Below are 14,652 nucleotides of genomic sequence, written 5' to 3'. Positions count from 1 at the left end.
ACATCTCCTGCGCTACAGGATAATGACAATCCTATAAATCCAAAATGACTGTTTTATGAATTTGTAAGACTTTTAAGGAATATCAATGAAACCTTCACTGCGAAAAGTTGTATCGACGCCGTCAATCATACCTTTAGGTTATGTGCAAACGTTTGCCAACCCGCTACGCGCCAAGCCACCTTATGACGAGGGATCAAAGGCTAGCAGCGGTCTGGTGATCTGCCAGTCGTCATCTTCGACACCTTGCGTGGGTTAAAGCGTTTGGCTCCTAAGCTAATTCTAAAAAGTTATTTATTTTTGATTTCTTAGATCATCTAGTCTTCTCGCCATCAAAGCCCAATTGCCTGACGAGAGGTTCACCATGATCCCGCATGCCCCGCTGCGCCTGTTCGCCGCCCTGTCTCTCGCCAGCGCCAGCTGGTTGGCCCAGGCCGCCGACCTCACGGTTGCCTACCAGACCACCGTTGACCCGGCCAAGGTGGCTCAGGTCGATGGTGCCTATGAAAAAGCCAGCAAGGCCGACATCGCCTGGCGCAAATTCGACAACGGCGCCGATGTCATCACGGCGGTGGCCAGCGGCGATGTGCAGATCGGCTACCTGGGCTCGAGCCCACTGGCCGCAGCCGCCACCCGCAAGCTGCCGGTCGAAACCTTCCTGATCGCCACCCAGATTGGCGCCGGCGAAGCACTGGTCGCTCGTGACAGCATCAAGACGCCGCAAGACCTGATCGGCAAGAAAGTCGCCGTGCCGTTCGTGTCCACCGGCCACTACAGCCTGCTGGCCGCGCTGAAAAGCTGGAACATCGACCCGTCCAAGGTGCAGATCCTCAACCTTGCGCCGCCGGCGATCATCGCCGCCTGGAAGCGCGGCGACATCGACGCCACCTACGTCTGGGACCCGGCCCTGGGTGTGGCCAAGGAAAACGGCAAGGTGCTCATCACCTCGGGCGAACTGGCCAACAAAGGCGCACCGACCTTCGACGCCTGGATCGTGCGCAAGGACTTCGCCGACAAGCACCCGGACGTGGTCAAGGCCTTCGCCAAAGTCACCCTCGATGCCTACGCCGACTACCGCAAAGACCCCAAGGCCTGGCTGGCCAACCAAGACAACGTGGCCAAGCTGGTGAAGCTGTCCGGCGCCAAGGCCAGCGACATCCCGGTGCTGCTGGAAGGCAACGTCTACCCACTGGCCGCCGACCAGGCCAATGCCCTCGGCGCACCGACCACCAAGGCATTGACCGACACCGCCACGTTCCTCAAGCAACAAGGCAAGGTCGACGCGGTACTGCCGGACTACTCGCCCTACGTCAGCGCCAAATTCCTGCCTAACTGAACCTGATCCGGAGCCCGTCATGGCCTTGCTCGAACTGGAGCGCATCAGCGCACAGTACCCCGGCGCCAACACCCCGGTGCTGGCCGACATCAACCTGAGCCTGGGGCCTCGCCAACTGCTGGTGGCCCTCGGGCCATCGGGTAGCGGCAAGACCTCGCTGCTCAACCTGATCGCCGGTTTCGTCGCCCCCAGCGGCGGGCGCATCAGTCTCGATGGTGTGCCGGTGCAGGGCCCTGGTGCCGAACGCGGCGTAGTGTTCCAGGACGACGCCCTGCTGCCCTGGCAGAACGTGCTGGGCAATGTTGCCTTCGGCCTCGAACTTGCCGGCGTGCCACGCGCAGAACGTGAAGCCAAGGCGCGCGAAATGCTGGCCTTGGTCGATCTTGCCGGTTTCGGCGAGCGGCGCATCTGGCAACTGTCCGGCGGTCAGAAGCAACGCGTGGGCCTGGCCCGCGCGCTGGCAGCCGACCCACGGGTGCTGCTGATGGACGAGCCGTTCGGCGCACTCGACGCCTTTACCCGAGAACAGATGCAGGAACTGCTGCTGCAGGTATGGCAGCGGACAGCCAAGCCGGTGTTCCTGATCACCCACGACATCGAAGAAGCAGTGTTCCTGGCCAGCGAACTGGTACTGCTGGCGCCCAACCCGGGCCGTGTGGTCGAGCGCCTGCAACTGGAGTTCGGCCAGCGCTATGCCGCCGGCGAGCCAGCCCGGGCGATCAAGTCCGACCCACGCTTCATCGAAACCCGCGAGCATGTGCTGGCGCGGGTGTTCTCCCAACGTCAAAGCCTGCAGGAGCCCGCATGAGCAGCATCGATCTGCCGGTCGCCGGCAAGCGCGACGCCCACACCCGGCCAGCCGTCAAGGCCCGCCGTCCGCTTTCCACCCGCTGGATCAGCACATTGACCCTGGCCAGCCTGCTGCTGGTCTGGTGGCTGGTGACCGCTGCCGGCTGGATCGAACCGCTGTTCCTGCCCTCGCCCAGCGAAATCCTGGCCAAGGGCTGGACACTGCTCACCCAGGGCTACATGGACGCCAGCCTGTGGCAGCACCTGGGCGCCAGCCTGGGTCGTATCGGCCTGGCCTTGGCCGCCGCCACCCTGACTGCCATCCCGGTCGGCATCGCCATTGGCTACAACCGTGTGGCACGCGGCATCCTCGACCCGCTGATCGAGTTCTACCGGCCGATTCCGCCGCTGGCCTACCTGCCGCTGATCGTCATCTGGTGCGGGATCGGCGAGCTGTCCAAGGTGCTGCTGATCTACCTGGCGATTTTCGCCCCGATCGCCATCGCCACGGCCACCGGCGTGCGCACCGTCGACCCGGCCAAGCTGCGCGCCGCCCAGTCGCTGGGCGCCACTCGGGCCCAACTGATTCGCCATGTGATCCTGCCCAGCGCGCTGCCCGACATCCTCACCGGTATCCGCATCGGCCTGGGGGTCGGCTGGTCGACCCTGGTCGCCGCCGAACTGATCGCCGCTACCAGCGGCCTGGGCTTCATGGTGCAGTCGGCGGCGCAGTTCCTGGTCACCGATGTGGTGGTGCTGGGCATCCTGCTGATCGCCCTGATCGCCTTCGCCCTGGAGATGGGCCTGCGCGCCCTGCAACGCAAGCTGGTGCCCTGGCACGGGCAAAGCCATTGAACTGGACTGACCACGCCGGCAACCCGGCGCCTAGCACGAGATAAGCGATGAGCCTGACCATTACCCCACTCAGCCCGGCGCTTGGCGCCCAGATCAGCGGCGTGGACATCAGCCGCGAGATCAGCGCCGAGCAACGCGACGCCATCGAGCAGGCGCTGCTCCAGCACCAGGTGCTGTTCTTCCGTGACCAACCGATCAACCCGGATCAGCAAGCGCGCTTCGCTGCCCGCTTCGGTGATTTGCACATTCACCCGATCTACCCCAACGTGCCGGAAACCCCGCAGGTGCTGGTGCTCGACACCGCCGTCACCGACGTGCGCGACAACGCCGTGTGGCACACCGACGTGACCTTCCTGCCCACCCCTGCACTGGGTGCGGTGCTCAGTGCCAAGCAGCTGCCGGCCTACGGTGGCGACACCTTGTGGGCCAGCGGCATCGCCGCGTTCGAGGCGCTGTCGGCGCCGCTGCGCGAGATGCTCGATGGGCTGAGCGCCACCCATGACTTCACCAAGTCGTTCCCGCTGGAGCGTTTCGGCACCACGCCAGAGGACCTGGCGCGCTGGGAAGAAACCCGGCGCAAGAACCCACCGCTGTCGCACCCGGTGGTGCGCACCCACCCGGTGAGCGGGCGCAAGGCGCTGTTCGTCAACGAAGGGTTCACCACGCGGATCAACGAGTTGAGCGAGCTGGAGAGCGAGGCGCTGCTGAAGCTGCTGTTCGCCCATGCGACGCGGCCGGAGTTCAGCATTCGCTGGCGTTGGCAGGAGAATGACGTGGCGTTCTGGGATAACCGCGTGACGCAGCATTTTGCGGTGGATGACTACCGGCCGAATCGGCGGGTGATGCATCGGGCGACCATCCTTGGGGATGCGCCGTTCTGAAGGGCCTTGGGGGAGGCCTTTGGCCTCCAATCGCCGGCAAGCCGGCTCCCACAGAGGACAGTGCAGCGCTGCAAATCCTGTGGGAGCCGGCTTGCCGGCGATTGGGCCTACCTGACCAGATGCAGGTACTGCATGTGCCGCTCGTACTGGTCGAGGATGTCGTTGATGATCTGCTCCTTGCTGTAGCCCACCAGATCATAATTCTGGCTGCCTTCGCTCAAGTGCACCTCCGCCCGGTAATAGCGACGGTTCTTCAACTCCTGAGTCCCCAACCCACCCAGCGCGAACGATGGCGTGAAGTAGCCACGCATCTGCACCTGGTAGATGAACGGCTGCTCCTCGCCATGGCCGACCTTCAGGCTGACGTTGTCATGGCTCGGGTCATCCTGGGTCACCAGCACCAACCCCTTCTGCTCGAACACTTCGCGCACGTCGGCAATCGCCGGACGCACCACGTCGTCCATGAAGCGGTACACCTCATCCCGTGACGGGAAGTGCACGGCCTGGCTCAAGCGCTGCCGCCAACCACCACGGCCGCGACGGGACTGGGCAAACGGCGCCAGCGAGTGCATCTGCGCGATCTGCCGCTGGCTCTCCAGGTAGAAGGCCTTGTGCAGCCCCCACATCATGCACAGCAGGATTAGCGAGAACGGCAGCGACGTCAGCACCACCGCCGATTTCAGCGAATCGATGCTGCCGGCGAACAGCAGGCCGCTGGTGATCAGCGCGGTCATCACGCCCCAGAAGATACGCAGCCAGTTCGGGCCGTCTTCGTCGGCGTCACCGCCCTTGGCCGACAAGGTCGACAGCACCACCGTGCCGGAGTCGGCCGAGGTGACGAAGAACACGAAGCTGATGAACACCGTCACCGCGATGACTGTCTTGCTCCACGGGTAGGTTTCCAGCAGCAGGTACAGGCTCATCGACGGGTTGTCCAAGGCCGACTGCCCAAGGGCTGTCATGCCGTGGTTGATCACCTGGTCGAGCGCGCTGTTGCCGAAGATCGACATCCACGCCAGGGTGAAGCCCAGCGGAATCAGCAGCACGCCGAAGACGAACTCACGGATGGTGCGGCCACGGGAAATACGCGCGATGAACAGCCCCACGAACGGCGCCCAGGCAATCCACCAGGCCCAGTAGAACACCGTCCAGCCACCCAGCCAGTCGCGGTTCTCGCCGTAGGCGTACACGTCGAAGCTCTTGCGCGGCAAGGCCCCCAGGTAATCGCCGAGGTTCTGGATCAAGGTGTTGAACAAGTGCTGGGTGGGCCCTGCGAACAGCACGAACAGCAGCAGCGCGCAGGCCAGGAACAGGTTGATGTCGCTCATCACCCGCACGCCCTTCTCCACCCCGGCGACCGCCACGGCCACTGCCGCGCCCATCATCAAGGCGATGAGCATCACCTGCACCCACTGGCTGTGGCTGATGCCGAACAGGTAGTCGAGGCCGGCATTGAGGTGCAGCACGCCGAAGCCCATGTCGGCCCCCAGGCCGAACACCGTGGCGATGATGCCGAAGCCATCCACCGCGTAGCCGATCGGCCCGTTGATGCGCTTGCCGATCAGCGGGTACAGCGCCGAGCGCAAGGCCAGCGGCAGGTTGTGACGGTAGGCGAAATAGGCCAGCGCCATGCCGACGAAGGCGAACACGCCCCAGCCATGCAGGCCCCAGTGCAGGAACAGGATCTGCATCGCCTGGCGCCCGGCTTCCGCGGTACCGGCCTCGCCTTGCGGCGGCTGCAGCATGTGTGTCAGCGGTTCGGAGACGCAGAAGAAGAACAGGGTGATGCTGATGCCGGCGGCGAACAGCATCCCGGCCCACGACAGGTAGCTGAACTCGGGTTCGTCGTGGTCGGCACCGAGCTTGATCTTGCCGTAGCCAGACAAGGCGGTGACCACCACGAAGACCAGGTACAGCGTCATGGCCAGCATGTAGTACCAGCCGACCGTGTTGGCCGCCCAGTTCTGCGCAGCCATCAGCCATTCGCCGGCGGCTTGCGGGAAGGCGATGACCACCAGGCCGAAGAGAAGGATGAAACTTGCCGCGAAGTAGAAAACCGGGGGGTTCATGCGCATCTTGCCGGTGGCAAGAGAGGGGTTCGGTGCACTCATTTTGCGTGCACCTCGTCGATTGACGTGAGGTTCGGGTTGAACGGGTTCAGCAAAGGAATCCTCCTGTTGAACACCGGCAGCGGACCAGCGTTTTTCGTTGAACAAGCGTTCAAGTTAAACATGGATTGGATTTCAATGCGAACCGGGGGGCTGATCGGTGCATGCCTGTACCGGCCCTATCGCCGGCAAGCCGGCTCCCACAGAGACACCACCGAACCTGTAGGAGCCGGCTTGCCGGCGATAGGGCCAGTACAGCCAGTAAAGAACTCAGTTCTTGTCCTGGCAATCCAGCTGCAAATTCGCCTGGGTAATGTTGCTTTCAGCCGGCACACTGCGGGTCAGCCAAACGTTACCGCCAATGGTCGAGCCCTTGCCGATGGTGATACGCCCCAAGATGGTCGCCCCGGCATAGATCACCACATCGTCCTCGACGATCGGGTGGCGCGGCAGGCCCTTGTGCAGCGTCCCCGACTCATCGCTAGGGAAGCGCTTGGCACCCAGCGTGACCGCCTGGTAGATACGCACCCGCTCGCCGATGATCGCGGTCTCGCCGATCACCACACCGGTGCCATGGTCGATGAAGAAACTCTGGCCGATCTGCGCGCCGGGGTGAATGTCGATGCCCGTGGCCGAGTGCGCCAGCTCCGAACTGATCCGCGCCAGCAACGGCAAACCGGCCTGGTACAGGTGGTGGGCCAGGCGGTGATGGATGATCGCCAGAATCCCCGGGTAGCACAGCAGAACTTCATCGACGCTGCGCGCCGCCGGGTCGCCGTGGTAAGCCGCCAGCACGTCGGTATCGAGCAGCACCCGCAGGCCCGGTAGCGCCGCGGCGAAATCCTGGATCAGGCGCAGGGCCTGGCCATCGACTGCAACCGAGTCGCCCTTGCTTTGGCGTGCGGCGTAACGCAGCTCAAGGCGCGCCTGGGCCAGCAAGGCGGTCAGCGCCGCATCCAGGGTATGGCCCACGTAGAAATCTTCGCTCTCCTCGCGCAGGTCCACCGGGCCCAGGCGCATCGGGAACAGCGCCCCGCACAGTTGCTCGAGGATCTGCCGCATCGCCTCGCGCGAGGGCAACTCGCGCCCGCCCTGCTCGCCAATGCTGCGGCCATTGCGGCTGCGCCACTGCTCACGGGCACCGCGCAGGCCGCTGACGATGCTGTGCAACTGCCAATGCGCGGATGATGGTTGTTCGCTCACGGGGTTCTCCTGCCAGTGGGGCAATCTGTGGTTTTGCAATCCACTCTACGGCAAATCCGTCCCTTGGAAAAAACAACGCTTTATTCCATCCTGCGCTAAGTCAGGCATAAGCGGCGATGACGAACCGGGCATCCTCGCCTACCCTCAAAACAGCCGAATCCTGAACGTTTTCAAAAACGCATAAGAAAATAAGTTTTTATTATTTCCTGGCCTATGAAGCCAACTCTATAGTCGCCACCCACTACTTCCACAACAAGCGCGGGGCCTGACATGTCGAAATTCGCCAAACCGCTTCTCAACGCCAGCCTGGCCATCCTTCTGGGCGCCGGCCTGCTCAGCCAGGCATTCGCCGGCGAGCAATTGAAGACCATCCAGGAAAAAGGCGTGATCAACGTCGGCCTCGAAGGCACCTACCCGCCCTTCAGCTTCCAGGATGAAAACGGCAAGCTGGCCGGCTTCGAGGTCGAGCTGTCGGAGCTGCTGGCCAAGGAGCTGGGGGTCAAGGCCAAGATCCAGCCGACCAAGTGGGACGGCATTCTCGCCGCCCTGGAATCCAAGCGCCTGGACGTGGTGGTCAACCAGGTGACCATCTCCGAGGAGCGCAAGAAGAAGTACGACTTCTCCGAGCCCTACACCGTCTCCGGTATCCAGGCGCTGGTCCTGAAGAAAAAGGCCGACGAGCTGAAGATCAAGACAGCACAAGACCTGGCCGGCAAGAAAGTCGGCGTGGGCCTGGGCACCAACTACGAACAGTGGGTCAAGCAGGACGTACCGAAAGCAGAAGTGCGCACCTACGAGGATGACCCGAGCAAGTTCGCCGACCTGCGCAACGGCCGCATCGACGCCATCCTGATCGACCGCCTGGCCGCGCTGGAGTACGCGCAGAAAGCCAAGGACACGGAACTTGCCGGCGATGCCTTCTCGCGCCTGGAAAGCGGCGTGGCCCTGCGCAAAGGCGAGCCTGAACTGCTGGCGGCCATCAACAAGGCCATCGACAAGCTCAAGGCTGATGGCACGCTGGCCAAGCTGTCCGAGAAATACTTCGGTGCCGATGTCACCCAATGATCGCTGAAAGCCTGCAACTGGTTGCCGACTCCACGCCCTTCCTCTTGAAGGGCGCGGGTTACACGGTGCTGCTGAGTGTCGGCGGCATGTTCTTCGGCCTGGTGCTGGGCTTTGCCCTGGCGCTGATGCGGTTGTCGAAGATCCTGCCGCTTAACTGGCTGGCACGCATCTATGTCTCGTTCTTCCGGGGCACGCCGCTGCTGGTGCAGCTGTTCGTGATCTACTTCGGCATGCCGCAGATCGGCATCGAGCTCGATCCGATCCCGGCCTCGCTGATCGGCCTGTCGCTGAACATGGCCGCCTACATCTGCGAAATTCTCCGTGCGGCGATCTCTTCCATCGACCGTGGTCAGTGGGAAGCCTGTGCCAGCATCGGCATGACCCGCACCCAGGCCATGCGCCGCACCATCCTGCCGCAGGCCCTGCGCACCGCGCTGCCGCCTTTGGGCAACAGCTTCATCTCGCTGGTCAAGGACACCGCCCTGGCGGCAACCATCCAGGTGCCGGAGCTGTTCCGCCAGGCGCAGCTGATTACGGCGCGCACCTTCGAAGTGTTCACCATGTACCTGGCGGTTGCGGTGATCTACTGGATCCTCTGCAGCATCCTCGCGCACTTCCAGAACCGCATGGAAGCGCGGGTCAACCAGCACGACCAGGAGCACTGAAGATGATCGTCGTAGAAGGCCTGTCCAAGCAGTTCAAGGGCCAGACCGTGCTCAACGGCATCGACCTGACCGTGCAGCCCGGCGAAGTGGTGGCCATCATCGGCCCCAGCGGCTCGGGCAAGACCACCTTCCTGCGCTGCCTGAACCTGCTGGAAACCCCGGACGCCGGGCGCATCCGCATCGGCGACATCAGCATCGATGCCAACCGCCCGCTGGGTGGGCAGCAAAGTGCGATCCGCCGTTTGCGCCAGCAGGCCGGGTTCGTGTTTCAGAACTTCAACCTGTTTCCCCATCGCACGGCGCTGGAGAACGTCATCGAAGGACCGGTGATCGTCAAGAAGACCCCTCGCGAGCAGGCCATCGAGCTGGGCCGGCGCCTGATGGCCAAGGTCGGCCTGGCGGGCAAGGAAGACGCCTACCCCCGACGTCTTTCGGGCGGCCAGCAACAGCGCGTGGCCATCGCCCGTGCTTTGGCCATGGAGCCGGAGGTGATCCTGTTCGACGAACCCACCTCGGCGCTCGACCCCGAACTGGTCGGTGAAGTACTGGCGACCATCCGGGGGCTGGCTGAAGAAAAGCGCACCATGATCATCGTCACCCACGAGATGAGCTTTGCTCGTGATGTGGCGAACCGGGTGATCTTCTTCGACAAGGGGGTGATCGTCGAGCAAGGCGAGGCCAAGGCGCTGTTCGCCAGCCCCAAGGAAGAGCGAACCCGGCAGTTCTTGCGCAAGTTCCTCGGGACTGCGGCTTCGGAATAATCTACTGGCCCTATCGCCGGCAAGCCGGCTCCCACAGGTGCCCCACAATGCCTAAAGGTTGTGGTGTACCTGTGGGAGCCGGCTTGCCGGCGATAGGGCCAGTGCATTCACCACAAACCCCTCTTCTATATATATTCCAAAAGGTTAGTTCATAAACTTTTAATAAGCCTTTAGGGTATATAAACCGGACCACCGGACCAGCAAACGCTTGTCGCCCATCAGCTGAAGCGACGCATCCACTTTGTGAGGTTCGGTACTGATGTCCACCCTGTCAAAACCCCAATTCCACAGCGATCTCGACAGCTCGCCCCTGCTGCTGCCGGCCAAGGTACTGCGCAACGACGCCGAAGCCCTGCAAGCCGCCCGTGAACTGGCCGAAGCCGCCCGCGAGCAAGCCGCCCGCCGCGACCAGCAGCGCAAGCTGCCCTGGGCCGAGATCGAGCAATTCACCCGCAGCGGCCTGGGCAGCATCAGCGTGCCCAAGGCCCATGGTGGTCCCGACGTCTCGTTCGAAACCATCGCCGAAGTATTCCGCATCATCAGCGCCGCCGATCCGGCCCTGGGGCAGATCCCGCAGAACCAGTTCGGCATGCTGCAACTGCTGCGCGTGACCGCCACCGAGGCGCAACAGGCGCTGATCTTCCGCAGCGTGCTCGACGGCTGGCGTATCGGCAATGCCGGGCCGGAGCGCGGCACCAAGGACACCCTGACCCTGAAGGCGCGCATCACCCGTACAGGTGACGGCTATCGCATCAGCGGTGAAAAGTTCTATTCCACCGGCGCGCTGTTCGCCCACTGGGTCGCCGTGAAGGCACTGGACGATGACGGCCGCCAGCGCCTGGCCTTCGTCCGCCGGGGCTCGCCGGGGCTGCGTATCGTCGATGACTGGTCGGGCTTTGGCCAACGCACAACGGCCAGTGGCACCGTGCTGCTCGACCAGGTGCCGGTCGACGCCGACCTGGTGATCGACAACTGGCGCCAGCGTGACCTGCCCAATATCCAGGGCGCCGGCTCGCAGCTGATCCAGGCCGCCATCGACGCCGGCATCGCCGAGGCGGCGATCGACGACGCCATTCATTTCGTGCGCGAAAAATCGCGGCCATGGATCGAGGCCAAGGTCGAGCGGGCCAGCGACGACCCCTATGTGATTGCCGACATCGGCCGCCTGAAACTCGAACTGCATGCGGCCCAGGCCCTGCTGCGCAAGGCGGCGCGGGTACTGGACGAAGTCAACGCCACACCGATCGATGCTGCAGCGGCGGCACGGGCATCGATTGCCGTGGCCGAGGCCAAGGTGCTGACCACCGAGATCTCCCTGCAGGCCAGCGAGAAGCTGTTCGAACTGGCCGGCAGCCGCGCCACCCTTGCCGAATTCAACCTCGACCGCCACTGGCGCAACGCGCGGGTGCACACGCTGCATGACCCGGTGCGCTGGAAGTACCACGCGGTGGGTGCCTATTACCTGAACGGGACCTTGCCGGCGCGGCATTCCTGGATCTGATTTTTGGCCCTTGGGGCTGCTTTGCAGCCCTTTCGCGACACAAGGCCGCTCCTACAAAGACCCACGCCCCCTGTAGGAGCGGCCTTGTGTCGCGAAAGGGCCGCACAGCGGCCCCAGGCCTGGAGAACACCATGACAACAGCAATCATCACCCGCGACACCCAAGCCCTGGCCATCGCCGAAGAAATCGCCCAGCAACTGCGCCGCGACAGCGCCCTGCGCGACCGTGAACGCCGCCTGCCCCACGCCGAACTCGACCTGTTCACCCGCAGCGGCCTGTGGGCCATCAGCGTGCCCAAGGCCTTCGGCGGCGCCGGGGTCTCCAACGTCACCCTGGCCAAGGTCATCGCCCGCATCGCCCAGGCCGACGCCTCGCTCGGGCAGATCCCGCAAAACCATTTCTACGCCCTGGAAGTCCTGCGGGTAAACGGCACCCCCGCGCAGCAGCAACGCCTCTACGCCGAAGTACTGGCCGGCCAACGCTTGGGCAACGCCCTGGCCGAGCTGGGCACGAAAACCGCCCACGACCGCACCACCCGCCTGACCCGCGACGGTGACGGCTACCGCATCAACGGCCGCAAGTTCTACGCCACCGGCGCGCTCTATGCCCAGCGCATCCCGACCTCGGTGATCGACGAGCAAGGCGTGCAGCAACTGGCCTTCGTGCCGGCCGACAGCCAGGGCCTGCAAGTGATCGATGACTGGAGCGGCTTCGGCCAGCGCACCACCGGCAGCGGCTCGGTAGTGTTCGACAACGTGTTCGTCCGCATCGAAGACGTGGTGCCGTTCCAGTCGGCCTTCGAGCGCCCGACACCGGTCGGCCCACTGGCGCAGATCCTTCACGCCGCCATCGACACCGGTATCGCCCGCGCCGCCTTTGAAGACGCCCTGCACTTCGTGCGCACGCGCAGCCGGCCATGGGTCGACTCCGGCCTCGACAAGGCCAGCGACGACCCGCTGACCCTGAAAAGTTTCGGCCACCTGGCCATCCGCCTGCACGCCGCCGAAGCCCTGCTCGAACGCGCCGGCGAATACCTCGACCACGCCCAGGCCGACAGCAACGCCGACACGGTCGCTGCCGCCTCCATCGCCGTGGCCGAGGCTCGGGCGATCAGCACCGAAATTTCCCTCGCCGCCGGCACCACACTGTTCGAGCTGGCCGGCAGCCAGGCCACCCTGGCCGAGCACAACCTCGACCGCCACTGGCGCAATGCCCGCGTGCACACCCTGCACGACCCGGTGCGCTGGAAGTACCACGCTATCGGCAACTACTACCTCAACGACGAAAACCCACCACGCCGGGGGACCCTCTGATGGCCAAGCAGATCCTGCTCAATGCCTTCAACATGAACTGCATCGGCCACATCAACCACGGCCTGTGGACCCACCCTCGGGACACCTCGACCCAGTACAAGTCGCTGAGCTACTGGACCGACCTGGCGCGCCTGCTTGAGCGCGGGCTGTTCGACGGGCTGTTCATCGCCGACATCGTCGGCACCTACGACGTCTACGGCCAGTCACTGGACGTGACCCTGAAAGAGTCGATCCAGCTACCGGTCAACGACCCGCTGCTGCTGGTCTCGGCCATGGCCGCGGTCACCCGCCACCTGGGCTTCGGCCTCACCGCCAACCTCACCTACGAGGCGCCGTACCTGTTTGCCCGGCGCCTGTCCACACTCGACCACCTGAGCAACGGCCGGGTCGGCTGGAACATCGTCACCGGCTACCTGGACAGCGCCGCCCGCGCCATGGGCCTGGAGCAGCAACCGGAACACGACCGCCGCTACGACCAGGCCGACGAATACCTGCAGGTGCTGTACCAGCTGCTCGAAGGCAGCTGGGCCGACGATGCAGTGGTCGAGGACCGCGAGCGGCGGGTGTATGCCGAGCCGGAAAAAGTGCGCAAGGTCCATCACCACGGCGAGTTCTACAAGGTCGAGGGCTACCACCTGTGCGAGCCCTCACCGCAGCGCACGCCGGTGCTGTTCCAGGCCGGCAGCTCGCCGCGCGGGCTGGCCTTCGCCGGCAACCATGCCGAGTGCGTGTTCATCAGTGGCCAGGACAAGGTCGCCACCCGTGCCCAGGTCGGCAAGGTGCGCGCGGCCGCCCAGGCTGCCGGCCGCGACCCGCAGGCGGTCAAGGTGTTCATGGGCATCACGGTGATCGTCGCGCCCACCGAGCACGAGGCCCAGGCGAAGTACGCCGAGTACCTGCGCCATGCCAGCCCGGAAGCGGGCGTGGCGCATTTTGCCGCGTCCACCGGCATCGACTTTGCCGCCTTTGATCTGGATGAACCGATTGGCGCCAGCAAAGGCAACGCCATCCAGTCGGCCACCCGCCAGTTGCAGGAGAACGCCTGGACCCGCCGTCGCCTGCTGGAGCAGCACGCCTTGGGCGGGCGCTACGTGACCTTGGTCGGCGCACCGGAGCAGGTCGCCGAGCAGTTGATCGCCTGGATCGACGAGACCGGCCTGGACGGCTTCAACCTGACCCGCACCGTCACGCCGGAAAGCTTCGAAGACTTCATCGACCTGGTGGTCCCGCAACTGCAACAGCGAGGCCGCTACAAGACCGCCTACGCCGAAGGCACCCTGCGCGAAAAGCTGTTCGACAGCGACCACCCACACCTGCCTGCCGACCATATCGGCTCGACCTATCGCCACACCCCTGCCCCGACTGGAGTTGCACAGCATGCTTGAGAAACTGTTCCGGCCCGTCGCGGCCATCGCCCTTACCCTGGGCCTGGCCAACGCTGCAGCCGCCGCCGAGCCGCTGAAGATCGGCACCACCGCCGCCTTCGCCATCCCGCTGGAAGCCGCAGTCGAAGAAGCCCACAAACAAGGGCTGGAAGTGAAGCTTATCGAGTTCAGCGACTGGATCGCGCCGAATGTCAGCCTCAACAGCGGCGACATCGATGTGAACTACTTCCAGCACATCCCTTTCCTGGAAAACGCCAAGGTCGCAGCAGGCTTCAAGCTGGTGCCCTACGCCCCGGGCATCATCAACAACGTCGGCCTCTACTCGAAAAAGTACAAAAGCTTCGCCGAGCTGCCTGAAGGCGCCAGCGTGGCCATCGCCAACGACCCGATCAACAGTGGCCGCGGCCTGCAACTGCTGGCCAAGGCCGGGCTGATCACGCTCAAGCCGGGCGTTGGCTACAAGGCCAGCGAAGACGACATCGTCGCCAACCCGAAGAAGCTTAAGATCCTGCAGGTGGAGGCCGTGCAACTGGTGCGCGCCTATGACGATGCCGACCTGGTGCAGGGCTATCCCGCCTACATCCGCCTGGCCAACAGCTTCGACGCCACCTCGGCCCTGCTGTTCGATGGCCTGGAGAACAAGGAGTACGTGATTCAGTTCGTGATCCGCCCACAGAGCAAGGACGACCCGCGCCTGGCCAGGTTCGTCGACATCTACCAGCACTCGCCCGCCGTGCGCGCTGCGCTGAACAAAGCCCATGGCAGCCTCTACCAAGCCGGCTGGGAAGGCTGA

13 protein-coding genes are annotated in these 14,652 nt (G+C 64.2%); 11 read left to right on the top strand and 2 right to left on the bottom strand.

Going from position 1 to position 14,652, the window contains the following annotated elements; all coding sequences use genetic code 11:
- The first annotated feature begins 361 nt into the window (after nt 1-361).
- The 4 genes from tauA to tauD are packed head-to-tail and all read left to right on the top strand — an operon-like array spanning nt 362 to nt 3,858.
- Complete coding sequence (gene tauA, locus ACIPZB_RS01840; protein WP_400638768.1) at nt 362-1,333, top strand: taurine ABC transporter substrate-binding protein; 972 nt, start codon at nt 362-364, stop codon at nt 1,331-1,333.
- A 19-nt stretch (nt 1,334-1,352) separates the two neighbouring features.
- Complete coding sequence (tauB, locus tag ACIPZB_RS01835) at nt 1,353-2,141, top strand: taurine ABC transporter ATP-binding subunit (protein WP_400638767.1); 789 nt, start codon at nt 1,353-1,355, stop codon at nt 2,139-2,141.
- Nucleotides 2,138-2,977, top strand: coding sequence for a taurine ABC transporter permease TauC (gene tauC / locus ACIPZB_RS01830; RefSeq protein ID WP_400638766.1), 840 nt, complete (start codon nt 2,138-2,140; stop codon nt 2,975-2,977). Before tauB ends, tauC begins: the two co-directional genes overlap by 4 nt.
- A 47-nt stretch (nt 2,978-3,024) precedes the next feature.
- Nucleotides 3,025-3,858, top strand: coding sequence for a taurine dioxygenase (gene tauD, locus ACIPZB_RS01825; protein WP_400638765.1), 834 nt, complete (start codon nt 3,025-3,027; stop codon nt 3,856-3,858).
- A 107-nt stretch (nt 3,859-3,965) separates the two neighbouring features.
- Here the strand turns inward: tauD and betT are convergent, their stop codons facing one another.
- Entirely contained in the window at nt 3,966-5,927 is a 1,962-nt protein-coding gene (gene betT, locus ACIPZB_RS01820; protein WP_400638947.1) for a choline transporter BetT, read from the bottom strand.
- A 309-nt stretch (nt 5,928-6,236) separates the two neighbouring features.
- Nucleotides 6,237-7,169, bottom strand: a complete 933-nt coding sequence (gene epsC / locus ACIPZB_RS01815) for a serine O-acetyltransferase EpsC (RefSeq protein ID WP_008094852.1) — start codon at nt 7,167-7,169, stop codon at nt 6,237-6,239.
- Between the two features lie 270 nt (nt 7,170-7,439).
- Between epsC and tcyJ the strand changes: the two genes are divergently transcribed.
- The 7 genes from tcyJ (at nt 7,440) to ACIPZB_RS01780 (ending at nt 14,652) form a co-directional block, all read left to right on the top strand.
- On the top strand, nt 7,440-8,234 hold the full coding sequence (gene tcyJ, locus ACIPZB_RS01810) for a cystine ABC transporter substrate-binding protein (protein ID WP_400638764.1): 795 nt from the start codon (nt 7,440-7,442) through the stop codon (nt 8,232-8,234).
- On the top strand, nt 8,231-8,899 hold the full coding sequence (gene tcyL / locus ACIPZB_RS01805; RefSeq protein ID WP_400638763.1) for a cystine ABC transporter permease: 669 nt from the start codon (nt 8,231-8,233) through the stop codon (nt 8,897-8,899). Before tcyJ ends, tcyL begins: the two co-directional genes overlap by 4 nt.
- Before the next feature lie 2 nt (nt 8,900-8,901).
- On the top strand, nt 8,902-9,660 hold the full coding sequence (tcyN, locus tag ACIPZB_RS01800) for an L-cystine ABC transporter ATP-binding protein TcyN (RefSeq protein WP_400638762.1): 759 nt from the start codon (nt 8,902-8,904) through the stop codon (nt 9,658-9,660).
- Nucleotides 9,661-9,919: 259 nt separating this feature from the next.
- The gene (locus ACIPZB_RS01795; RefSeq protein WP_400638761.1) at nt 9,920-11,161 is read left to right on the top strand and encodes an SfnB family sulfur acquisition oxidoreductase; all 1,242 of its coding nucleotides are present in this window, start codon (nt 9,920-9,922) and stop codon (nt 11,159-11,161) included.
- Between the two features lie 131 nt (nt 11,162-11,292).
- Entirely contained in the window at nt 11,293-12,474 is a 1,182-nt protein-coding gene (locus ACIPZB_RS01790) for an SfnB family sulfur acquisition oxidoreductase (protein WP_400638760.1), read from the top strand.
- Nucleotides 12,474-13,859, top strand: coding sequence for an LLM class flavin-dependent oxidoreductase (locus ACIPZB_RS01785; protein WP_400638759.1), 1,386 nt, complete (start codon nt 12,474-12,476; stop codon nt 13,857-13,859). Before ACIPZB_RS01790 ends, ACIPZB_RS01785 begins: the two co-directional genes overlap by 1 nt.
- Nucleotides 13,852-14,652: a MetQ/NlpA family ABC transporter substrate-binding protein gene (locus ACIPZB_RS01780; protein ID WP_400638758.1), complete on the top strand. Its 801-nt coding sequence runs from the start codon at nt 13,852-13,854 to the stop codon at nt 14,650-14,652. The genes ACIPZB_RS01785 and ACIPZB_RS01780 overlap by 8 nt, the downstream gene beginning before the upstream one ends.

It is taken from the genome of Pseudomonas sp. NPDC089396, from assembly GCF_044749545.1.
Classification (GTDB): Bacteria; Pseudomonadota; Gammaproteobacteria; order Pseudomonadales; family Pseudomonadaceae; genus Aquipseudomonas.
This window is presented reverse-complemented; position numbering and strand designations above follow the sequence as displayed.